At 42.2% G+C, this 23,791-nt stretch carries 20 protein-coding genes and 1 pseudogene; 13 read left to right on the top strand and 8 right to left on the bottom strand.

Annotated features, from left to right (window positions below):
• Positions 1 to 63 precede the first annotated feature (63 nt).
• The 3 genes from K331_RS0123935 to K331_RS0123925 all read left to right on the top strand — a co-directional run bounded on the left by K331_RS0123935 (position 64) and on the right by K331_RS0123925 (position 2,349).
• Positions 64 to 957 carry an AraC family transcriptional regulator gene (locus K331_RS0123935; protein WP_028592219.1) on the top strand — a complete coding sequence of 298 codons (894 nt, stop codon included), beginning with the start codon at positions 64 to 66 and terminating at the stop codon, positions 955 to 957.
• A gap of 95 nt (positions 958 to 1,052) precedes the next feature.
• Positions 1,053 to 1,433 carry a MerR family transcriptional regulator gene (locus K331_RS0123930; RefSeq protein ID WP_028592218.1) on the top strand — a complete coding sequence of 127 codons (381 nt, stop codon included), beginning with the start codon at positions 1,053 to 1,055 and terminating at the stop codon, positions 1,431 to 1,433.
• A 70-nt stretch (positions 1,434 to 1,503) separates the two neighbouring features.
• Positions 1,504 to 2,349 (top strand): oxidoreductase, encoded by an 846-nt coding sequence (locus K331_RS0123925; RefSeq protein WP_028592217.1) that lies wholly within the window; start codon positions 1,504 to 1,506, stop codon positions 2,347 to 2,349.
• A 165-nt stretch (positions 2,350 to 2,514) separates the two neighbouring features.
• Here the strand turns inward: K331_RS0123925 and K331_RS0123920 are convergent, their stop codons facing one another.
• Positions 2,515 to 3,411 (bottom strand): glycine betaine ABC transporter substrate-binding protein, encoded by an 897-nt coding sequence (locus K331_RS0123920; RefSeq protein ID WP_028592216.1) that lies wholly within the window; start codon positions 3,409 to 3,411, stop codon positions 2,515 to 2,517.
• 800 nt (positions 3,412 to 4,211) lie between these two features.
• Here K331_RS0123920 and K331_RS0123915 point away from each other — a divergent pair.
• The 6 genes and pseudogenes from K331_RS0123915 (at position 4,212) to K331_RS0123895 (ending at position 10,677) form a co-directional block, all read left to right on the top strand.
• Entirely contained in the window at positions 4,212 to 4,967 is a 756-nt protein-coding gene (locus K331_RS0123915; protein ID WP_028592215.1) for a MurR/RpiR family transcriptional regulator, read from the top strand.
• 199 nt (positions 4,968 to 5,166) lie between these two features.
• Positions 5,167 to 5,429 (top strand): annotated as a pseudogene (locus tag K331_RS32845) (integrase core domain-containing protein); the annotation flags it as partial.
• Positions 5,430 to 5,544: 115 nt separating this feature from the next.
• Positions 5,545 to 6,921 carry a PTS transporter subunit EIIC gene (locus K331_RS0123910; RefSeq protein ID WP_028592214.1) on the top strand — a complete coding sequence of 459 codons (1,377 nt, stop codon included), beginning with the start codon at positions 5,545 to 5,547 and terminating at the stop codon, positions 6,919 to 6,921.
• A gap of 44 nt (positions 6,922 to 6,965) precedes the next feature.
• Entirely contained in the window at positions 6,966 to 8,735 is a 1,770-nt protein-coding gene (locus K331_RS0123905; protein WP_028592213.1) for a sulfatase, read from the top strand.
• A gap of 60 nt (positions 8,736 to 8,795) precedes the next feature.
• Positions 8,796 to 10,058 carry an anaerobic sulfatase maturase gene (locus K331_RS0123900; protein ID WP_051289997.1) on the top strand — a complete coding sequence of 421 codons (1,263 nt, stop codon included), beginning with the start codon at positions 8,796 to 8,798 and terminating at the stop codon, positions 10,056 to 10,058.
• 121 nt (positions 10,059 to 10,179) lie between these two features.
• Positions 10,180 to 10,677 carry a PTS sugar transporter subunit IIA gene (locus K331_RS0123895; protein WP_028592211.1) on the top strand — a complete coding sequence of 166 codons (498 nt, stop codon included), beginning with the start codon at positions 10,180 to 10,182 and terminating at the stop codon, positions 10,675 to 10,677.
• A 447-nt stretch (positions 10,678 to 11,124) separates the two neighbouring features.
• Here the strand turns inward: K331_RS0123895 and K331_RS0123890 are convergent, their stop codons facing one another.
• The 7 genes from K331_RS0123890 to K331_RS0123860 form a co-directional block, all read right to left on the bottom strand.
• On the bottom strand, positions 11,125 to 12,537 hold the full coding sequence (locus K331_RS0123890; RefSeq protein WP_051290040.1) for a glycoside hydrolase family 43 protein: 1,413 nt from the start codon (positions 12,535 to 12,537) through the stop codon (positions 11,125 to 11,127).
• Positions 12,538 to 13,244: 707 nt separating this feature from the next.
• Positions 13,245 to 14,660 carry a glycoside hydrolase family 43 protein gene (locus tag K331_RS0123885; RefSeq protein WP_051290039.1) on the bottom strand — a complete coding sequence of 472 codons (1,416 nt, stop codon included), beginning with the start codon at positions 14,658 to 14,660 and terminating at the stop codon, positions 13,245 to 13,247.
• Between the two features lie 393 nt (positions 14,661 to 15,053).
• Entirely contained in the window at positions 15,054 to 15,656 is a 603-nt protein-coding gene (locus tag K331_RS0123880; RefSeq protein ID WP_028592208.1) for a DUF1349 domain-containing protein, read from the bottom strand.
• A 94-nt stretch (positions 15,657 to 15,750) separates the two neighbouring features.
• Entirely contained in the window at positions 15,751 to 16,557 is an 807-nt protein-coding gene (locus tag K331_RS0123875) for a Cof-type HAD-IIB family hydrolase (RefSeq protein ID WP_028592207.1), read from the bottom strand.
• A 24-nt stretch (positions 16,558 to 16,581) separates the two neighbouring features.
• Entirely contained in the window at positions 16,582 to 16,767 is a 186-nt protein-coding gene (locus K331_RS0123870; protein WP_028592206.1) for a hypothetical protein, read from the bottom strand.
• Between the two features lie 257 nt (positions 16,768 to 17,024).
• Complete coding sequence (locus K331_RS30375; protein WP_036635688.1) at positions 17,025 to 18,254, bottom strand: MFS transporter; 1,230 nt, start codon at positions 18,252 to 18,254, stop codon at positions 17,025 to 17,027.
• A 176-nt stretch (positions 18,255 to 18,430) separates the two neighbouring features.
• Entirely contained in the window at positions 18,431 to 19,441 is a 1,011-nt protein-coding gene (locus K331_RS0123860; protein ID WP_028592205.1) for an ROK family protein, read from the bottom strand.
• Between the two features lie 394 nt (positions 19,442 to 19,835).
• On the opposite strand from K331_RS0123860, the gene zwf reads away from it, so the two are divergent.
• The 4 genes from zwf to K331_RS0123840 all read left to right on the top strand — a co-directional run bounded on the left by zwf (position 19,836) and on the right by K331_RS0123840 (position 23,789).
• Positions 19,836 to 21,287, top strand: coding sequence for a glucose-6-phosphate dehydrogenase (zwf, locus tag K331_RS0123855; protein ID WP_028592204.1), 1,452 nt, complete (start codon positions 19,836 to 19,838; stop codon positions 21,285 to 21,287).
• A gap of 34 nt (positions 21,288 to 21,321) precedes the next feature.
• Entirely contained in the window at positions 21,322 to 22,218 is an 897-nt protein-coding gene (gnd, locus tag K331_RS0123850) for a phosphogluconate dehydrogenase (NAD(+)-dependent, decarboxylating) (RefSeq protein ID WP_028592203.1), read from the top strand.
• 438 nt (positions 22,219 to 22,656) lie between these two features.
• On the top strand, positions 22,657 to 23,172 hold the full coding sequence (locus tag K331_RS0123845; RefSeq protein ID WP_028592202.1) for a DedA family protein: 516 nt from the start codon (positions 22,657 to 22,659) through the stop codon (positions 23,170 to 23,172).
• A gap of 50 nt (positions 23,173 to 23,222) precedes the next feature.
• Complete coding sequence (locus tag K331_RS0123840) at positions 23,223 to 23,789, top strand: class I SAM-dependent methyltransferase (RefSeq protein ID WP_028592201.1); 567 nt, start codon at positions 23,223 to 23,225, stop codon at positions 23,787 to 23,789.
• Positions 23,790 to 23,791 lie beyond the last annotated feature (2 nt).

Below are 23,791 nucleotides of genomic sequence, written 5' to 3'. Positions count from 1 at the left end.
TATTCGCATGAAGTGGATCGTTATATGCTATAAATAAATTATATTCTCAAAAAGGAGACCATCATGTCAGAGCAGACATTAAAGCCAGATGGGTTCAATGCGCAAAAGCTGTTCGTACAGCCAGAGTTCATCATAAGCGAGCTACATGGGAATCCATTAACGAATGCCTTCTACGTCAGTGACATTGGATATTTTCCGCAGGCGCAGTTCCATTACCGTGAACGTCCATCAGGCTGTGACGCCCATATTCTCATGTATTGTGTAGAGGGCAAGGGCTGGGTAGAGAGTCATCAAGGCAAGGTGGTGAACATTAAGCCAAGACAGCTAGTCGTTATTCCTGCCGGAACTCCACATCGCTATGGAGCCTCCCATGAAGAGCCCTGGACGATCTACTGGATGCACCTGAAGGGATCAAATGTAGCAGAGCTTCTCCACATCTATAATTTGGACTCGGAGCCGCTCAGCTTCTCCATGAATCTGCACACCCAATGGATCAATGATTGTGAGCAATGCTATGCACTCTTAAATGACAGACCCTATGCCATGACCAATCAGATCCATGTATCCCAATGCATTCGCCATCTGATTAGCCATGTCGGCCTAAGCATCATGAACTCGCTTCAGGATCGCAAGAGCGAGCGTTATCTGGACCAGGCCATCCGCTATATGACAGATCGAGTCCATGCCGCGCTCACCCTGCCTGAGCTATCCAGGCATATGGGGTTATCGAAGCAGCACCTCATTTATCTATTCAACAAAGAGACCGGCGTCCCGCCCATTGAGTTCTACTTGCGACTCAAGATGCAACGGGCTAGTCAACTGCTGGCTTTGAGCGATTGGAATGTAAAAGAAGTAGCAAGCTCCGTAGGAATCAAGGACCCTTACTACTTCTCCAGGCTGTTCAAAAAAATAATGGGATGCTCTCCGACAGAATATCGGAGCATACCTAAAGGTTAATCGCTGTACGCTTCGTAACATTTGCTAGTACGATATAGGCTAGGTTATTATACAATCACTTAAAGTACACTTTAAGAAAGAAAGGGGCATTTACCATGTATAGTATCGGCGAGATCGAAAAAATCACTGGCATCCGTGCTTCCACTCTTCGTTATTACGAACAAGAGGGAATCTTGCCTGATATCCCACGCAATGCAATGGGAAGAAGAGAATATACCGATGAGGTGTTGGAATGGCTTGAACTGGTCATTGCTCTAAAGGACACTGGAATGTCCATTGAAGACATTAAAGCTTATACAGAGCTGATCCGCCAAGGAGATGAGTCGCTAGACGAACGAAAAGCTTTCCTGTTGAATCACAAGGTTAAAGTAGAGAAATCCGTAGCTCAGACACAATTTCACCTGGAAAAGATCATTCGCAAGATTGCCATTTACGAGGTTCTCACGCATAAGAAAGCACACTCCCGCAATGTATGAAAGCTACTGTTGACATCAAGCTCACTTTAAGATTTAGAGTGTAGTTATCAACTTGAAGGAGTGATAACTGATGTCTCAACAATCTAAGGTCTGGTTCATTACAGGATGCTCAACAGGATTCGGCCGTTACATCGCGAAGCAAGCCATTGCTTCTGGATATAAAGTAGTGGTAACCGCTCGGAATGTCGAGCAGATTAAGGATATTACAGCGGGGAATGAAGACAGCACACTCGCTCTGCCTTTGGATGTCACGCTGCAGGATCAGATCGAAAGTGCAGTAGCTGCAACGATGGAGAAATTCGGTCGCATTGATGTCCTTGTTAACAATGCAGGGATTGGATACTTCAGCTCTGTAGAGGAAAGCGTAGAAGAAGAGACTCGCAAAATGTTCGAAATTAACTTCTGGGGGCTCATGCATGTGACGAATGCTGTGCTGCCTTATATGCGAGCACAAAAAAGCGGGCACATCATCAACTTTTCCTCCATTGGCGGCCTGATCTCATTCCCGACGCTCGGTTATTATCACGCTACCAAATATGCTGTTGAAGGCATCTCTGAATCCCTCTCACAAGAGCTCGCCCCTTTCAATATCCATGTCACACTAATTGAGCCGAGCGGCTTCCGTACCGATTGGGGTGGTCGTTCCTCCGTCAAGACGGATACAGCTATCCCGGAATTGAAAGATTCCATGGTTGGACAGATGCTACAGGGCCTGGATCAAATGGCGGGCCAGGAAGCTGGTGACCCTGCCAAGGCCGCAGAAGCCGTGATCCAAGTCGTAGAAACACCTACTCCCCCGCTTCGTCTGCTACTCGGACAAATGGCTTATCAGGCGGCTACACATAAGTTTACGAATCTGCTTGCCAGCATCGAGGAATGGAAAGAGACGACAATTAACGCTGATTTCAAGAAATAATGGATAGATTGCGTTCAAAATATCGTTAGAAAAGCTACGGTGGACGTCCTTTTCGCATCCCGGGATACCGTTCCCAACACAAAAACACCTTCAAGGGTTCTTCATATCTTATGACATGAAGATACCCTTGAAGGTGTTCTGAATATTAGATATAGCTACAGTATCTTATGACTGCAAATCTTCGATGGAATTCACATCTTCCATATACGCAGGTACAGCCAGACCGGATTTTACATCAACCATATTGGCTCCAAGATCATCAAGCTGGTCACCATATTTATCCCAATAATCCATATGGGTCACAGGCAGCCAGGCCGCTACAATAGCATCCACGTCCCCATTGGCAACCCCAAGCCACATCGGTCCGATCTCCACCTGCAAAGCTTCTGCCTTGTATCCCAGCTTCTCATCGAGCACGTAGCGAACTACGTTTGTACTCGCAAGCTCAGAATCCCATGCTACATAACTGAGGGTAAAAGGATCTCCACTCACAGGCTCCAGACCTTCAATCCATTCTTGGACTTGAGCTTCATGTCCATCCACCCATTTTGCTGCTGCCGCTTCCGGGCTCATCCCATTCTGGATATCTATCATTACTTCACCCATATCATCGGACGTCCAGTTGAATCGGTACAGAAATTCATAGGCGACTGGATGATCCTTCTTCAGTCCAAGACGTGCAATGGTATGAATCTCCTCAGGCTCTCCATAAGTCAGCTTGGGATCATCCAGGTATTTCAGATCATAGGTGTTAAACATCCAGTGTGGGGACCAGGCAACGATGACGATTGGCTCTTGATTCTTATAAGCTTTGTCAAGCTGTGCTGTCATGCCCGCTGCTGAGCTTTCCATCAAGGTCCAATTGGACAAATTATAATCTTCCATGGCCTTAGCCGTCAGTCTCATTAGGCCAGAACCTGGGTCCGTGCCTGTGATTCTATAATTAACCTGTTTGCCGACGGACGAATTCCCCTCGCCTGTGGCAGCATTAGAAGAACATGCTCCTAATATGAGCACTGTAATCAAACTTGTAAGCACCATCCACTTTTTTGTCATCTTCATCATATGCTTTCCCCTTTTTACAGTTGTTCGGATGCCGGCGTTGCACTCTGCAGAAGTGTAGATAACATTTGACGAAATACGACAGTCGCTTTGTCAATACAACATCGTTATGATAACAAAAAATAAAAATGAGCTCAAATGAAAAAAGCGTTTGTTTTGTACATACAGAAAAAACTGTATATATCGAACTTAATTATGTTACTAAATTCGCTTGTATGCTCTATTTTCCTAATGATTCATTACGGAAAACATAAACTTAAATTTTCATAAACTTTTTTTTGAAATGAACAGTATATACAAATAATAACAGTAGGATTATCATTAATATTTAACAATTTTGTTATATATGATAATAAAGGAAGATCATAATATTCCACTTCGAGTCGAAAATTGAATTGTGCAAAATGCTCAATCTAGAAAATGCGGTTAGCCCAGTTTCTAATAAGCGATTCATAACCATTTCCAAAGGGTTGTGAAAAATTCCGCTCACGTCATGTTTCGTGACTAGAGCTTGTGAGTTGTTTGTAGAATCTTAATTTTACAAGAAAGGTCTTCCTTTTTGCTATTCATCTTTTTATATAGTATATGTTACGCTCTTTAAGCTCATTTCACGAAAGAAGTACGCAAATTTCCAAATAAATATGGAACAAAATCTACTGATTATCACTTTCCATCGAAGAGTTGTAATATGTAGTACGAAATTTGGGAAATATAAACTCGATTCCTGCAAGAGATTTAGAACAGCGCCTTGAATTATGTGTTATTCTTGAAAACAATTTATTGTATAGGAGTGCTGCAAATTGAAAATTGAAAGTCTTATAAGTGAAAAATATAGTACGTTTAGTGAAGGAGAGGTGTATCTTGCAAAATACATCTTGAATAACAAGGAAACTATTCAAAATTTAAGCATTACCGAACTAGCGAATAATAGCCTGACTTCAAAATCATCGGTACTTAGATTTGCTCAAAAATTGGGGTTTTCTGGATTTACAGAAATGAAAAATTTCATGAAATGGGGGAATTTTTTTTCAGAGAACCCATTTACACATAGTGATCTTGGAAACTATATCTACGAGAGTATCAAAAGCACGCTAGATCATATAAAGAGTACGAATCTAAACGATATTCACAAAGCCATTGATGAAAGCCAACATATTTACTTGATCGGAACAGGGCTGGCACAACAAAATCTGGCTGCAGAAATGCAGAGAATATTTTTAGGCATTGGGAAGGAAATGCAAGTTATTTTTATCGGAATGCAGAACAATCTTTATCAAATATTAATTGAAAGAATGTGCGAAAAGGACTTACTCGTTATCTTCTCTCATTCTGGCAATAACCCGACACTTAAGGAGGCACTTACAACACCACTTCTTAAAAATGTTAAAATATTCTCCATCACTTCCCATCATAATAACTGGTTATTTAACCACTCGACATTCCATATTCCAGTCCATGTGGAGCAATCCAATATGATTATTAGCTTGTTCAGTCCTTACCATGCCATTATTGAATTACTTGCATACAGCTATATTGAGTACAAAAATTCAAAATGAACTCTGTAATAACAACCGTAGATAAGCTCATTTCTGTCAATATTGTGGGATGCGAAACTGCCCCCGTAACGTGAGAGAGATTAAAACACCTTCAAGTGAAAGATCCATGTCGTAAGATGTGGAGGACAATTTGGAGGTGTTTTGCATTAGCAACACGAGTTAGCTACCCAGTAGAAGTGAAAACCAGTGAAAGAAGTCATGGACCGACCAGGCATATCGAGAAGCATCAAAAGGAACAGGCATCACCATGAGCATGTTCGTAAGGATACACCCTCTGATAATGCCCCCATCGAATCGTTTCATTCCACAATAAAGTCTGAGACGTTCTCGAAAGGTTAGCCTGTACAACGACAGCCCTCGTAGAGTAAACCGTTCGAGACTACACTTACTACTATAAAATCAATCCGTATTCACACGAAACTAAACAACCAGTGCAAACGAATCAATTTTCCCACTTGTTGAAACCGTTTCCCAGAATAGTCCGAAACACTACTCCCGCAAATTTATTTAGATATAATAACACCGAAGGCGCTTACAGCCTGATCTAAATATATATACTTGAAGGGGAGTCAAATTAATGGACGACAAGAAATTAGCCAGACAAATAGTCGATCTTTCGGGCGGCGCTGAAAACTTTAATAGCTTAACAAACTGTATGACGAGGGTCCGTATAAAGTACAAAGATGATTCAAAAGTCGAATTGGATAAAATTAAGGAACTTAATGGGGTACTGGGGATTATCTCTGAAGACAGCACCCAAATTGTTGTAGGACCTGGTCATAGTAACAAAGTAAGAGAAGCTATGGAGGAGATCATAAGTTCTTCTTCATCGAGTGCGAATCAATTATCAAATTCGGAAGAAACTCAAGATAAGAAAAGAGGCTTTCTAAAGATCATTTCTAGCATCTTTATTCCCCTTCTTCCGGCTATCATTGCTTCCGGGATTATCCAAGGGATCAATAACTTATTAACCAATTATGCTGCACAGAAAGCAACAGAATTAGGGGTTCAAGGAACAGATACGTTAACTGCAACTCAAGTTATGCTGGATAATTGGCATATGCTACAAATTAGTACGGTATTATCGATCCTTGGAGCTGCGACTTTTTCTTTTCTTGCCATTTATGCAGGTATAACAGCTGCACGGGAATTTAAAACGGATATGATTCTTGGCGGAGTATTGGGTGCGGTTTCAATTTCCGGATCGGTTCTGGGCATATTGGGATTAACCAATGGGCAAGGTGGTCTTTTCGGGGTTATCTTTGGTGTTTATTTGATGTCCAAAATCCATAAGTTTGTAAGAAAAGTGGTTCCAAATATTTTGGATGTAATCGTTACTCCAACGTTAACCTTACTAGTTACAGCGTCCATATTCTTGTTTGCCCTTATGCCGCTTGCAGGCATCCTTTCGCATTGGATTATCACTGGAATTCTTGCTTTGCTCGAGTATAGCGGAGTTTTGGGCGGTTTTGTGCTAGCCGCATTATTCCCTTCATTGATTGCAACTGGGCTTCATCATAGTCTAACGCCTATCCATGGAGAATTGATTAATACTTTGGGGGTAGACCCGGTATTTCCGGTACAAATCATGAGTAATTCAGGTTTGGTTGGTGCGGGTCTTGCCATTCTACTTTTAACAAAAAGCCAGAAGATGAAAGAAATTGCCAAGGGAGCTATTCCAACCTCCTTCTTAGCGGTAGGGGAACCGACAATGTATGGTGTAGTGATTCCATCAGGATTTGGTTTTATTACGGCTTCACTTGGGGCTGGAGTCGGTGGAATCATGATTAGACTTTTCGATGTACAGTCTACCGCATTTGGCGCTGCTGGTATGTCTGCGATCCCACTAATCGCTAATGGTGATTATTTACAGTACCTGATAAGTTATGCATGCGGATGCAGTGCTGCTTTTATACTTACCTTTGTGGTGGGAAAAATAAAGCGATATAGCTAAGTGTTACTTTCTTTGGTTTAGATATAAAAAGGAGTGGAGCAGGAATGAAGGTCATTCAAGTTATGTTTGATACGCTTAGAAAGGATTACCTTACTCCGTACGGAGCAACAAATATGATTACACCGAACTTTGACAGGGTAGCCCAAGAGACCGTACGTTTTGATAACTTTTTTGCCGGAAGCTTACCTTGCATGCCTGCACGCCGTGAGCTTCATACGGGCCGATATAACTTTTTGCACAGGGGCTGGGGACCAGTTGAACCATTTGATGATTCCATGCCGGAAATTTTGAGGACGAACGGGATCTATACACATTTGGTAACCGACCATAAACATTATTGGCGTGATGGTGGATCAACATATCATCCTCGCTATTCCTCCTATGAATTCATAAGAGGACAGGAAGGGGACAACTGGAAGGCACAGGTGGATAAAAATGCAGATTTATCTGGTTTGGAAAACCTTAATGCCGAACAAAAAAAGCGGAAAGTCGGCAGCATTTCGCAAGATTTCGTAAACAGAGCTTACATGCCGCGAATCGAAGACCATCCTTTACACCGTACTGTGGAAGCCGGATTGGATTTTCTAAAAGCGAATAAGGATGCGGATCAATGGTTTTTGCAAATTGAGTGCTTTGATCCGCATGAGCCTTTTTTCGTGCCTAAGAAATATCTGGACATGTATAATGTTCCGGAAGAATTTAATGGTTGGCTAACGTACACCTATGATAATTTTACACCTGAAAAAAGAGACATAATTTTAGGTTACTATAAAGCATTGATTACCATGTGTGATGACTATCTAGGAAAAGTACTGGACTTTATGGATGAATCGAATTTATGGGATGATACGATGCTCATTGTGAACACCGACCATGGTTTTATGCTTGGCGAGCATGAATGGTGGGGAAAAAACATCATGCCGGTTTATAATGAGATTGCCAACATTCCGTTCTTTATCTGGGACCCTCGTCAGAAAGATAGAGGGATCGGCACTGAGTGTTTAAGTCAAACGATCGATATCCCATCGACTATTCTTGATTTTTTTAATATAGATCTGCCTGCGGATATGAAAGGAAAACCTGTAGGTAATATTACGAAGAATAAAAAATCCAACCACGATGCGGTATTGTTCGGCTATTTCGGAAGTAACATTAATATTACCGATGGCGAGTATGTGTATATGCGGGCCCCATTACCAAATCGTGAGGAACTTTTACATGAATATACACTATCGCCGATGCGGATTAACAGACGCTTTAACAATAAGGAGTTATCCAATCTTTCATTAGACGATTCTTTTTCATTCACCAAAGGGATTTCTGTATTGAAGATCAAGTCAAATGATATCATGGCTGAGAACTACCAAAGATTCGGAAATAAACTCTATAATTACAAGAATGATCCTAAACAACTCCAACCTCTTGATGATTGTGCAAAGGAGTTTGAGCTAATCACAAAAATGAAACAGCTGATGAAGGAAAATGAGGCTCCACCAGAGCTCTATACCTACTATGGTCTGGACAATATTCATTCTGTGGAAGATGTAATCAATGAGCACAAGATACAAGAGGTGCAAGATCAATTGTTATTAGATGGGCTTTCTTTTATGAACAGAAGTTCGAAAGAAGGATTTCTGGTACTGGAAAAATTACTAAAAGAACCGTTAAAGCAAGAGGCTTTGCAAACATATTTTGCCGCCCAAAAGCAGCCAATCTCCTCTGAAGCGTTACAAAAATGGGTCAGTCAAAATATCGCAGCAGATGAACAAGCATTTATATATTATCAATTAAACCTAGCTATGAGAATCGAATAAATAGAATTCTGAACAACTTGAAAAGGAAACACAAACTTTATATCTCTTGAGGGGATAAATATGGTTGAAGATCATTCCATGTTAAATAGACAAATTGCAGGAGTCATGTGGAAAACAGTGTCAGAAGCATGTAATCTTGCCTGTGATTATTGTTACTATAGCAGTTGTAACGGCATTCCAGGAAGAATAGATCGAATTGAAGATGAAACGCTGGAGAAGTTTATACAAGAGTATATGAAGCTCAAAAAAGGATATGTTCCCTTTACCTGGCAGGGGGGAGAGCCTCTGTTGGCAGGTTTGGATTTCTTTAAAAGAGTGGTGCAGCTGCAAACAAAGTATGCCGCTCCCCACACTGTTATCTACAACGCTATTCAAACCAACGGGACGTTGATTAACAGGGAATGGGCCGAGTTTTTTAAAGAATACAGATTTTTGGTAGGGATCAGTTTGGACGGGCCCAAGGAGATCAATGATGTCCGGCGAATTACCGGATCAGGCAAGGGCAGTTTTGAACTGGTTATGAGAGGGATTGAGCATTTAAAAGAAGCCAATGTGGATTTTAATATCTTAACAGTAGTTCATGAAGCCAACGTGTCTAAAGGCAGGGAATTGATGCAATTTTATGAGCGTGAGGAATATACGCATGTACAATTTATTCCTTGTATGAAATTTAAGGCGCAAAATGTTGGTGAGCAAGGGCAATATACCATTACTCCGAAGCAATATGGCGACTTTTTGTGCGAAGTATTTGATATTTGGTACAATGATGGCAATCCTAAACGATCGGTGAGATTCTTTGATAATGTGCTGGGTGTTTATCTAAATCAGCAGCCGGAGATGTGCCAACAAAGCGAATCCTGTCCTAAAGTGCTTGTCCTTGAACAAAATGGAGATGCATATCCTTGTGATTTCTTTATACAGGACGATTACAAGCTAGGCAATGTCCGGGAACATTCCTTGGAGTCGATCATAAACAGTGAAAAATGGAATGACTTCTTATCACTAAAACAATCTTTGCCAGAACCTTGCCAATCCTGTGAATTTCTTAAGATGTGTCATGGTGGATGCCCGCGTAATCGTATGCAGCAAAACAATGAAATGGGCGTGGAATATTTCTGTGAGGGCTATAAGCAAATTTTCAAGTACAGCCAGAACAAAATGCTCAAGCTGGCCGGAAATATCAAGCGGGATAGATTGCTAGAGCTAGAGAAAAAGGGTTTCAAATTTCCTAAGAGAAATGAACGCTGTATATGTGGAAGCAGCAAAAAATACAAAAATTGCTGCGAACCATTACTTAAATACCCAGAAGAAATATCGCTCTAGCCTAGGCTTTTCCTGTAATGATCCTTCTTAGCAATTTACAAGTAAAATTGTGTTAAAGGAAATATTCACTATAATGTTTCGGGTCATGTTAAGTGTTTACTGAGAATGGAGGAATACATTCATGTTATCTTGGATGAAAAAGAAAAAAAAACAGAACGAAGATTTAATCGTAATGGCACCTTTGAACGGTCGGGCGGTACCGCTTGAAAAGGTCCCTGACGCAGCTTTTGCAGAAGGGATGATGGGAAAAGGCATAGCAATAGAGCCAACCGAAGGTAAGGTCTTTTCGCCTTTTAATGGTCTGGTCGCGCATTTTATCAAAACTAAGCATGCCATTGTTCTTGAACATGATTCGGGTGCGCAAGTACTGATCCATGTTGGCATGGACACTGTTTCATTAAAAGGGGAAGGATTTACTCCCATGGTCGAAACAGGAGATCGTGTTAGCGCGGGCCAAATTCTCTTGGAATTTGATATGGAACATATCAAAGCGGCGGGTTATCCAATTATTACACCTGTGATAGTTCCTAATGGCTTGGATGCCGTGCTTGAGGTAAAGACGCATGAAGGAGAAGTTTCTGCTGGACAAAATTCTGTTATTACCATAAAATTGGCTTGATTATTCTGTTTGATGACAGACCATCGCCCTAGAGCGATGGTCTTTTCGTATTAGCTATTGTGGATTGGATACGACGTGCTCGATTCCCGCCATTTGAGCTGCATGCAGTTGCTTCTGGGTGTGATGTGATATCGATAGAGTCCAAGAATTTATGCCGAGAAGGCTGACAGGAAGATCTTGCGCTCAATCCCACAGTTTTATAACTGCATTGGCTTGCGGATCAAAGCTCTTGCATAGATGATAAGTAACCCCCTGGCATGCCAGGGGGTTACTTAAGAATACCGCTTAATATACCGTTCCTATTACCTTCCACTCCAGGATTCCAGTAGATGCTGGAGTGTGACAGGAACTGATGTCTGATCTTTGGCGTTTGAGCTTAATAGCTCTCCCACACTTTTCATAAGATAATGGCTTACATGCACTATTTTCGAAATACGACCCCATGTATTAATTGCCTGTCGCCGTGTGACTTCCCCATACGGCTTCACCTTCATTAGATAGCGCAGTGAAGGTCATAACGTTTGTCTTCGTTCCCTCATCCCATTGGCGAACAAATACACCATGGTAGTCCACACCGTTAATGACCAGTTCGATTCTATGCTTCTCCTTCAGTCGCCAAGTACCTGATACGCTGCCAGAGATCGTACCATTATCATTAAAGTTAATTAGACTGGATTTTTTGATCGTTGCGGAAATATCCTTGCCATGATTCAAATATTTATATTGGCCCGTTACATCATCTTTTTTGTAGTTCCCCGCTGTTTCTTGTGCATATCGATGAGGGGCGACTACTGGCCAGCCGTCCTTATTTAGGAACATTTGATGTACCCGTACTTCATGTTGTTCACCCCGGGATGGGAACCGAGAGTGAAAAATGAGAAAATACTCTTGAGTTTGTGGATCATAGTATGCTGAGTTGTGACCAGGAGAGACATAACCCGTTCCTGAATGTCGCGGTTCCCCTTGAACCTGTTCAAACTGATAGTTGCCTAATAATTTCACCCCATAAGGTGCAATAGCATCATCATCAAAAAATGAACCCTTTTTGCCTCCTACACGGGTCATATTATTGCCTTTTGCATCAACAAACGGACCGTCAGGGGATTTGGAACGAGCAACACGAATATTGTATCCCCCATCTGCTGTCAATCCTCCATATGTAACGAAGAGATAATAATAGTCAGTATCCGGACTGTATAACATGTAAGGTGCTTCTATGCGACTGTGGTTGCCTCCTAACAGTTTTTTACCATATCCTTGATTGGGATAAGGAAGGCCTGTCTGAGGATTCATTTTCATAATATAGATCCCACCTGAATAAGAGCCATATACCATCCAAAGTTCCCCATTTTTATCAAAGAAGGTATGCGGATCGACTACATTAGGATGCTTGGTAGCATCATAGATGGTGCCGTCCTCACTCCGCTCTCCCCACATGCCAGACTTCAGAAAAATCCCTTTATCCGTGTAAGGTCCCTCTATGTTATCAGCTACTGCTACCCCCATGGCGGAACGAGGAGAGTCTTCCTTACAGGCATTGTAGTACATATAAAATTTACCATCCTCTAACTGTATTACGTCTGCTGCCCACAATGTATCCGTCTCAGCCCAAGCAAAAACATCCTTAAGCTCTGTGAACACATTAGGAATTAGAGGATTGCCATTACGTACTGATGATGAGATTTGAGTCCAACGCATTAGATCGTTGCTCTTGGCCGCCGCGAGATGTGAACCAAATACATAGTAAGTTCCGTTAGCTTTAATAACTGACGGATCATGAACAGATACATTAGAAAATGTAGGAGCAGGAGTATCACTAGCCATCGATACCGTTCCAGACGAAGAAGTAATCAATAACATAGAAATAACTAGTGGCACTAGCTTGTTAGACCTCAGTTTCATAAAATCAGAATCCTCCCTATTCATATAAAATTCATTTAATTACTATATTTACCGAATTCAATTATTCACCTCCTGGATCCAGTTTAATTTTAAGTAAATCATATAACTGTAAGCGATTACAATTATATACTGTAAAACCCTTATATTTGCAACGGATAGATCCTTACTTCCAATAAAATCCGCAATCTCTGTGATCTACTACAAGAGGTAGTAACAAGTGTCCTTCACATCTTATGACATGAAGATACCCTTGAAGGTGCTCCTACGGATGCATCCCCCGGAATCATAGATCATCGTATATAACATAAGGATCTTGCGCTCAATCCCACAGCTTTATACATGCATTCGCCTGTTCGTCAAAGCTCTTGCATGGACGATAAGTAACCCCCTGGCATGCCAGGGGGTTACATGAGAAGCCGCTAATCTATTGTTCCCATTATCTGCCACTCCATGATTCCAGCAGAGGCTGGGGCGTTTGAGAGCAGCTAAAGTCTGAACTTCAAAGTGCTGATCTTAGTATTTCTGATCTTAGTATTTCTGATCTTAGTATTTCTGATCTTAGAAGTTCTAGTCTTAGTAGTTCGGATCTTGAGCTTCATAGCTCCTTCTCACTTTTTCATAGATGTTGACTTACAGGTACTAATTTCGAAGTGCGCCCCCATGTATTAATTGCCTGTCGCCGTGTGGCTTCCCCACACGGCTTCACCTTCATTGGATAGCGCAGTGAAGGTCATAACGTTTGTCTTCGTTCCCTCATCCCATTGGCGAACAAATACACCATGATAGTCCACACCGTTAATGACCAGTTCGATTCTATGCTTCTCCTTCAATCGCCAAGTGCCCGATACGCTGCCAGAGATCGTACCATTATCATTAAAGTTAATTAGACTGGATTTTTTGATCGTTGCGGAAATATCCTTGCCATGATTCAAGTATTTATATTGGCCCGTTACATCAGCTTTTTTATAATTCCCAGCTGTTTCTTGTGTATAGCGATGAGGTGCTACCACAGGCCAACCGTTCTTGTTCATAAACATCTGATGTACCCGCACTTCATGCTCCTCGCCCCGAGAAGGGAACCGAGAATGGAAGATCAGGTAGTATTGCTTGGTCTGCTCATCATAATATGCCGAATTGTGACCCGGAGATACGTAACCAGAGCCAGTATGGGATGGTTCACCTTGAACAGGTTCGAATTGGTAGTTCCCCATCAGCTTCACACCGTAAGGCGCAATCGCATTGTCATCAAAAAATGTACCTGCTTTCCCTCCAACTCGAGTCATATCATTTCCTTTCGCATCCACAAATGGTCCATCAGGAGACTTGGAGCGAGCTACACGTATGTTATATCCTCCATCTGCTGACAGTCCTCCGTATGAAAGAAAGAGATAGTAGTAGTCCGTCTCGGGACTGTATAGCATATATGGTGCTTCAATTCGACTATGATTGGCCCCTAACAATTTCTTGCCGTACCCTTGATTGGGATAAGGAAACCCTGTTTGAGGGTTCATTTTCAAAATATAGATTCCACCAGAGTAAGATCCATAGACCATCCACAGATTGTTATTTTTATCAAAGAAGGTATGCGGATCGACCACATTAGGGTGCTTGGTAGCATCATAGACGGTTCCGTCCTCACTCGGTTCTCCCCACATTCCTGACTTCAGAAAAATCCCTTTATCCTTGTAGGGTCCCTCGATGTTATCAGCCACGGCTACGCCCATCGCTGACCGAGGAGAATCTCCCTTGCAAGCATTGTAGTACATGTAGTACTTCCCATCATTTAATTGAACCACATCTGCTGCCCATAATGTATCCGTCTCCGCCCATTGGAACGCAGCAGCAAGCTCTGTAAGTACATTAGGGATTAAAGGATTCCCATTGTGTACGGATGATGAGATTTGTGTCCAGCGCATCAGATCGTTAGTCTTGGCCGAGGCGAGGTGTGAACCAAACACGTAGTAGGTTCCGTTCGCTCTGATCACAGACGGATCATGAACGGATACATTGCTGAATGTAGGAGCAGCGCTAGGAGTCATATCACTAGCCAGTGATACCGTCGCTGAGGAAGAGGTACTCATGACTAAAGCGATAAGCAGTGGGAGCAGCTTCTTGGACCTTGGTTTCATTATATCTAATCCTCCTTAAGCTCATGTGTATTGTTACCCTTACTTCGCTTCCTTCTGTCCCTCACCTCCAAATTTCAAAATGAAGCGTATTATCAATATTTAGCATTTTTGTAATCGCTTACAATATAAAATACCATAATATCCCTTTTGTTTCAATTGGGCATCTGCATTCTTCTTCCTTTTTTCCACATTTTCTTACATTATTCCACCACCGGCTTTGATCCATTGGCCTTTGTTGCAAACGTATCGCAAAAACACCTTCAACTATCCCTCACATCTAAAGACATGAAGGCATATTCCTGAAGGTGTTCTAATGGGTCTCATGCTATGCGCTATGCGATACGACTACTCTAATGAAGGCTCCATATGAAGATCTTGATCTGGCTCCGCAAAGCACCAGCGAGTGAATGTAACCTCGAACCCATCCCGGGTTGGAGAGCAAGCAAAAGGGCCGGCTTCATTTCCAGTGAGATAAGGAAAACGCGCCACACGAATGGTACGCCATGGATGATGCTTCGTCCGTGCACGAATGACCACAGCATCTTTAATGATCGAGCAGCGTATGGTAACCTCTTCCCCGATCCATTCGGGCACAGCAGCAAGCGACCAATCCGAGTAACCATCGGTGACGACTGCTGATAGCTGAGGAATACCATCGTTAATCTCAATTCCAGTCTTGATCCATTGCGCAGGACCATGATACAGCAGCACGCCTGCCTGGTCATATAGCTCGGTGAAGGAGGACAGCAGAAAGGAGACCTCCACGGCTGATGTGTTATCCCATTCCGTCAACAAGGCAGCTCCATCTTCATGCTCAAACCCATATAAGGTTTTCTTCCAGAAATCCTTCCCTTGTTCAGGGGCCACCTTAAAGACTTCTCCTTCACGTATCGCAGACAGGGGAGGATTCAACCATCGACCTGATTCCCACTCGATTCTCTGGCTCATCTACTTCTCTCCTTTAGGCTTGATATCCTTTTCTCCTCTATCATACAAAAATCCCCTCCGACGGTGCTAATTCGTGAGGGGAATCTCGTCAAGCTTACTTCTTTTGTAGCTCTATAATCTTTTGTATCGTAAGCAGTACTGCATTCTCTTCGTTAGATTTTGTAATGAAGCTTGCAGCCCTTTTCGTATTATCACAAGCATTACTTACTGCAAAGCTGTATTTTGCAATCGCCATAAGCTCCACATCATTCTCTCCATCACCAAATGACATCGTCTCTTCAAAAGTAACACCCAGCATCTCTTGCAGCTTCTTGACCGTCTCACCTTTGTGCGTATGCAGCGCCGTAATATCCAGCCATCTGGGCTCTGAATCCACAATGTATATTTGCCCATCCAGCTTCTTCTCAACATGCTTTCTCAGTGCTCCACACCGCTCCTTAACATCGAATACGGTGATCTTAATAAAGTCATTAGTAATCTGCTGGAAAGAATCCAACTTGATCACTTGCTCATAAGAGCCCTTCACGACCCTGTACATATCCTCCGGAATAGATGACAAGACATAAGCAGCATCACTACCGCACACAATGAGCGTCATCTCCGGATCAAAGGCTTGAATCTCCTCAATGGCCTGAAGGGCCAGCTCCCGAGCAATCGTGAATTCCTTGACGACTTCCCCGTCTCTTTTTATTCTCGCTGCACTATCCCCCAGAATCCATATCCCTTTACCGTGTTCCCCGAACAGCTTTTCAACCCGCTCGCATTGTTTGCCAGTGCATGCAACGAATGTGATCCCCTGCTCTTGCATCTCCGCGTGAACCTCATTAAATAGCTCCACATCAAATGTACTCTTGTTATTCAGAAATGTCCCATCCAAATCAGTTACTACGAGTTTAATCATATTATGAACCTCCATGAAAAGTAATTAAGATGATTTCTTGGCACTTACTTCATTGTCAGCATGAACATCCTCTTCAATACCTTCCCAATCCCTTTGGAAGGACTCATACCTCTGCCGAGCTATGACATCAGTCCGACGCCAGTTGACCACCCATCTAGCTATTACATACACGCCTATCAGAGAACATGCCGCCAGAATCCACTGTAACATGGCTCTCAATACCTCCTTACACGAAGCCTAGTACCTAAAATGTATAAAGTCGCTGCAGACCATTCGAGCACGAAATCGTATTCGGACAGACATCAGCCCGCTTACTAATCAATCTTTATAATGATCATTTATAAAGTGGATGTCGAGCGTCACCTTGCATGTATATCAAGCGTTGCCGGCTACACATCAAGCTTATTTCATGTAACTAGTTTCATGTCAAATGTTATTTTTTTAGTTACTATTTCCACCATTACAATTCAATACGGCATGTGCTTTTTATTGTGGAGTGTATTAGATCTCTTTAATATTTGATTGACCTTCTCGACACTGAACAGCATTAATACCAATAGAATAAGTACAACAACCGGGAACAAGTCTGTGCTGACTTGCGCAGCAAGAAGCCCGAACAATGGCGGTACAAGCGTAGTCCCACTATAGGCAACGGCCATCTGGTATCCCATTAATTTGGCTGAATGCTCTCTTCCGAACCGGGCAGGTGTCTCATGCAATAATCCAGGATAGATAGGAGCGAGGCCTAGCCCGATCAGGATAAATCCCACGATTGATAGTGATGCTGGTAGCGGCAGCAAGAGTACAAGCCCGCCTATGACCGTGATCAGCTGGCCGTAACGAATCAGATGACGATTTTGCACTTTTAATGTAATAAAGCCCGTAATCAATCTGCCAAAGGTGATGCCGCCATAATACAATGAGATCCATCCCGCAGCCATTTCTGCTGTCACCTGTCTTGACTGAACCAAGTAGCTGGCTCCCCACAGCCCTACTGTCGTCTCTACTCCGCAATACAGAAGAAATGCGAATAACGAAGGCTTGACCCCCCTCAATCGAAGTACCTTTACTGGAAGAATGACCTCTGCATCTGCTTGCAGGCTAGTGTCTTGTTCACTGCGTGCTGGTTGCTCCTGTTCTCGGGCGGCCGCTACACGCTTCCAGAGAGGTAACGTCAACAGAAGTACAACCACAAGGATAAATTGAATAATGGCTACTGCAGCATACCCTCCTCTCCAGGAATGCTCCCCGGCAAGGTAAGTGGCCATGATGATTGGCCCCATAGTTGCACCTACGCCCCAGAAGCAGTGCAGCCAGTTCATGTGGTGAGCCTTGTAATTATCAGCTACGTAGTGGTTCAATGCTGCATCAACTGCACCGGCCCCCAGACCGAGTGGTACAGCCAGCACGATTAACCAGAGCATGGACGGAGCCATAGAAAAGCCTAACAGAGACACGGCGGTAAGTAAGCAACTAGCCATGGTAATCTTGCCTGTACCCAGCAACTGAATCATTCTGCCACTGGCCAGACTTGAAATGATCGTGCCTACCGCAATAATCATGGATATGAGACCTGCAGATCCCAGCGTTGAACCAATCTCAGGCCACATGACGGGCCAAGCCGAACCCAGCAGTGAATCTGGAAGTCCGAGGCTAATAAAAGCAAGATAGATCACTATCAAAAACCAGGTTGCCATAGAAATATTCTCTCCTTATTGTGAAATGATGATGATGTTGCTTATCCGCTTAATAAACCATATTTATAAAATACACATAATAATATGGGGTAGGATGTTATCTTTGTCAAGGCATCATCTCTACCCCATGCATAGTAAAAAAGTAGTCTGGAAGAAACTCCAGGTCGTTGCTTCGATTATGGGATGAGCATCCCGTTCAATTGTAATTCCTTCAGGGTCATTTTGCGCAGACCTGCCTCGTAATCCTGTTGAAAAGTCTCCTGTAATATGATCTCGGAACAGGACGCCATGGGGTGTGTATCCCGATAAGTATTCCAGGCCTCATTCAAATGCTGCTCCTCCACTCGATCTTGATAAATAATGATCTGATCTGGAGCAAGCACCGCATTGACCGTATGAAGAATCGTACAGACAGCCTCGACAAAAGTATGACTGGCCATCTTGTTCATCCAGTCAGGACTGTTAGGAAGAAACTTGATTTCACCCGACATGCCTTGTTTGCCTCTCATGACTTGCCCATTCCATAGAATACCCATCCCTGGCGGATATCTGTTGGGAAAATAGATACCTACTACGCATTGCTCCTGTCCCTCTTTTTGTTCTTGCTTCAGGCAATACCCGCTAACGGCAGCATTGACATCATTTTCAACCATAACTCGTAATCCATATTCGAGTTCTATCTCTTTAATCAGGTGGGAGCCCATTAGCTCTTGATGGCTACTGACTGTAATTTCACCGTTAACTACCTGTCCGGGAATACCGATGCCCATGATCTTGATCGCTGGGTATGTAGAGATGAAATGAGTAATAATCCCGTATAGCTGCTGCTTATCAAAACTCGGCATTACATAATCCTGCTTGGATAGAAGGGTATTCTCCAGATTAATTACCATTGCCGAGACCAGCTCCTGCCCCTGCGTTTCCTTCAAATACAAGACAAGCGCAAGGCTGTGCTCATAGTTGTAGCGGTAGGTCTGTGCCGGTCGGCCACCATTGGATGGAACCACCATATCTTCAAATACTTCTCCACGTTCGTGTAGTTCCCTGATCAACGAGTTAATCGTAACCACACTCAGCTTGGTCATGGAAGCCAGCTGAGGCTTGGTCGCCGTCTCGACCCGTTGCATCACTTCACGCACATGGTTCAAGTTAATCTCTTTCACTAGCCTGGTGTTCGCTTTTCTCATAAGCCCCCCTGATGGTTACCGATGTAAGGATGTCTGGTATGGATCATAAGCCAGATCGTAACAGAAGTAAACCATAGTAACACAGGTATTCAAACTCTGGCTATTGTTTCTTTCACATGCAATCTCTTCTAGCTGCAAGCCTCAGCTCTTTCTAGGTTGTTCATAACCACCAGTGTTATTTCCTTGACATTAGCAATAGTATACTTTTTCTCACTATGTGTGATTAAAGTGCGTACTTACCAACATGAAATATAAATAATATACTAATTTGGCTCTCATAAGTCTCGGGTTGAGGCTGCTCTTGACTATGAGCCAAGGCGGAAATATTTTTCATCGCAGGAATGAGCGGTCAGAGAACATCAACATTGATCGTGCAAAATAGGAGGGATGATACATGGACTCTATGACCTTTGTCCTGTTTGGTGCTACAGGTGATTTAGCAAGTAGAAAAATCTACCCTGCACTATTTAATTTATATTTGGATCAGAAATTACCTGATACGATGTCACTGATTGGGGTTGGTTTAGAATCATTATCTCAGGTTGAATTTCAAGCACGTATAGAAGAAGCTTTGCTCACTTTTTCCAGGCACTCTGAAAAAGATTTATCTCTGAAAAAAAGATTCAGTAATCAGTTTCAATACGTTCAACTTTATGTCAATGAATCAGAAGGATACAAAAAATTACTTCAAATTTTACAGAAAAAGGAACAGGAACTGGGTATTAAAGAAAATCGAATGTTCTATTTGTCGGTTGCCCCTAAATTCTTTAATGTCATTGCCTATAACATTATGGAAAGTGGCTTAGGAGAAACAACGGGATGGAAACGATTGATTATCGAGAAGCCCTTCGGACATGATTTAGAATCTGCTAAAGAATTAAATTCCGAGCTTAATAAGGCTTTTAATGAAGAAGAGATCTTTATTATTGATCATTATTTGGGAAAACCTATGGTTCAAAACCTTGAATCACTGGGATTTGCTAACCCCATGTTGCAGTCACTTTGGAACAATCACTTTGTTGCTAACGTTCAAATTACAGCGAGCGAAACCGTTGGAGTAGAACAGAGAGCTGCTTATTACGATAAAGTGGGCGCCATTCGTGATATGGTTCAAAATCACTTACTGCAGTTAGTAGTAATGACAGCAATGCATCTCCCAAAGCAAATCAGGACTAACGAAATCAGGCCAGTCAAAAAAAAAGTGATGCAATCGTTACGGCCTTTGCATAAAGACTCCGTAGGAATTCACGTTGTTCGTGGTCAATACGGTCCGGGAGAGATAAACGGTACACCTGTTCCTGGATACTTAGAAGAACCTAACATTGATATATCATCTAAAAATGACACTTTCGTGGCTGCTCGTCTGTGGATCGATGATTCCATTTGGGATGGAGTTCCCTTCTATATTCGGACAGGCAAAAGAATGTCAGAAAAGTCAACAAAAATTGTCATTGAATTCAAAAATACAGTAAATAGCTTGTCTAATGAAAAGCAGTACGTAACCCCCAATCTATTTATGATTAGCGTAAGCCCCACCGAAGGAGTGTCGATGCAAATAAATAGCAAAAACTCTATAACTGGGGAATTAGAACCCATTAAAGTTAACTTTACCGACACCAATAATAATATTCCTGAATCATATGAGCTTCTTCTACTAGATGCTCTTCGTGGAGACTCCACCTTCTTCGCTCATTGGGATGAGGTTGAATTATCTTGGAGATGGATTCAGCCCATATTAGAGACATTTGATCAAAATGACCTTCCCCTTCACGAATATTCAGCAGGTACAATGGGGCCTAAAGCTGCCCATCAGTTGTTAGAATCAGATGGATTTAAATGGTGGTAAACAAAATTTATGTACTATAAGAGGAGGAATCATTTTGAAAGTAGGACTTATTGGATTGGGAAAAATGGGATTTAACCTGGCACAAAACTTAATTGACAACCAACATCATGTAGTAGCATTTGATGTAAATACTACAGCCGTTGAAGAAGTAAATAAACATGGAATCCAAGGGGCCACCGATTTGCAGCATCTCGTTCAGTCTTTGGAACAACCACGTGTAATTTGGATCATGGTTCCTCACAACGTAGTGGATTCGGTAATTCATGAACTCAAGCCTTATTTAAGTAATGGTGACATTATGATTGAAGCAGGAAATTCACATTACAGAGAATCCATTCGTCGATATCATGAGTTAAAAAAAGCAGGGGTCCACTTTATGGATGCTGGTACTTCTGGAGGAATGGCAGGCGCGCGAAACGGTGCTTGTTATATGATTGGTGGAGATCATGAGGCTTGGAATATTGTTGAACCTATTTTTAGAGATACCGCTGTTGAGAATGGCTTTTTATATGCTGGACAAGCAGGTAGCGGTCATTTTTTGAAAATGGTTCATAACGGTATTGAGTACGCAATGATGGCAGCGATCGGAGAAGGATTCGAATTGTTGAAGAAGAGCGAGTTCGATTTTGATTTCGAAAAAGTGGCCAGAGTGTGGAATAATGGCTCGGTTATTCGTTCATGGCTCATGGAGTTAACGGAGCAAGCATTTTCTAAAGATGCAAAGCTAGATGAAATCAAAGGTATCATGCATTCTTCCGGGGAAGGAAAGTGGACAGTGGAGACTGCACTAGATCTGCAAACGGCCACCCCTGTTATTGCAATGTCATTATTGATGCGTTACCGTTCATTAGATGAAGACACCTTTACTGGAAAAGTAGTCGCTGCACTTCGGAATGAGTTTGGCGGCCATGCGGTGGAAAAAAAGAACTGAACTTCATGGATGAATAAGTGCGACACCCACTGGAAATGAAATGCATGTTGGGCCGCTAGGAGAACCGCTCACGTATCCTTTCCAGAGGAACTGTCGCACTTGGCTAATAATCTGTCATACCGTCTCGTACATTTAATCCCCCCTTACTCTCCACTTCTCGAAGTTGGACAGAAAAAACAAGAGATTGTAGAATAATCCTATCAAGTTAGGGTTTGGAACTCTCACGTGCCAAAACAGCAAGAAGCTCATTCTATGTGAAGCACCTCCATTGTTCGATAACGTTCAACAATAGGAGGTGCTTTCTTTAATTTTTTACCATTCTATGCTGGCCTCTTTAGATTTTCTTTAGAATTTCTTTATATTTTCTTTAGAATTACCCTTCTTATTTCCTTAGTTTTTATCATTATTATAGCTTTATCAACACGAGGAGCTGAAATAATGATCAGTAACACGCTGATAGAGCTAATCCATCAATACAGCTATCTTTTCTTTTTTCTCGCCTTCTCCTTAGGCCCGTTTGGCGTTCCCATTCCTAATGAAGTGACCATTCTTAGTGGCGCGATCCTCAGCCATACAGGCGCTATTAATCATTGGTTAACATACTTCTGCATTCTGGCAGGATTGCTAACAGCGATTACGATCTCATATTGTGCTGGAAAATTGTTCGGACAGAGGCTAAAAAGAAGGCTACATGACAATAATCACTATCAAAAAGCTGAGTTACTTCTTCAAAAAAAAGGCGATTGGGCCATGTGTATCAGCATGTTTATTCCTATTGTACGTTATTTCATGCCGCTATTGGTTGGACTGGGTGGCACACATTATAAAAAGTTCATTTTTCTTTCGTATTCGAGTGCTATTTTCTGGACTACTACTTATTTCATGTTAGGGACTTTTTTTGGTACCACCATCTTGGATATGTTTGCTTCAATTTTTGAACACTTCAGTTCATAGACAAAAGCGTGTTGATCCTAACATACCTGACTATAATGGAGGAATAACCGATGAAATCCAATGAGTATCTTTTATTTTTGCGAAGCTTTGTTCATAGTCCCAAGCATGTAGGAAGCATTATTCCAAGCTCTCGCTTTCTGGCTAAAGCCATGGTTAGACAAGCAGCTTGGCAGGAAGTCAAGGCAGTCGCAGAGCTTGGTTCCGGAACCGGTGCAATCACCCAATATATTATTGACTGTACAAATGATGACACTAAAGTTTTCCTGTTTGAAATGAATACAACCATGAGAAATAATCTGCATAAGAATTATCCAGACCTGAGTATCCATCCTAACGCAGCGGCCTTGGTAGAAACAATAAAACAGCAGAATATTGATCAGTTGGATTGTATTTTTAGCTGTCTTCCGTTCTTCAACTTTGACAGTGATTTAAGAGAAACTCTGGTTGAACAAATTTACCAGGCTCTTAAGCCAGGAGGTATATTCGTCGCTTTTCAATATTCACTACAAATGAAGAAGCAGCTCGCCGAGAAGTTTGTCATTGAGAAAATGGAATGGGTACCTCTCAATATTCCTCCTGCCTTCGTGTATGTATGTCGTAAGAAAGAAGACAATTAGAA

It is taken from the genome of Paenibacillus massiliensis subsp. panacisoli DSM 21345 (genome assembly GCF_000426545.1).
Taxonomy (GTDB): Bacteria; Bacillota; Bacilli; order Paenibacillales; family Paenibacillaceae; genus Paenibacillus; species Paenibacillus panacisoli.
The sequence above is the reverse complement of the archived record's forward strand: the minus strand, read 5'-3'. Positions and strand labels throughout refer to the sequence as shown.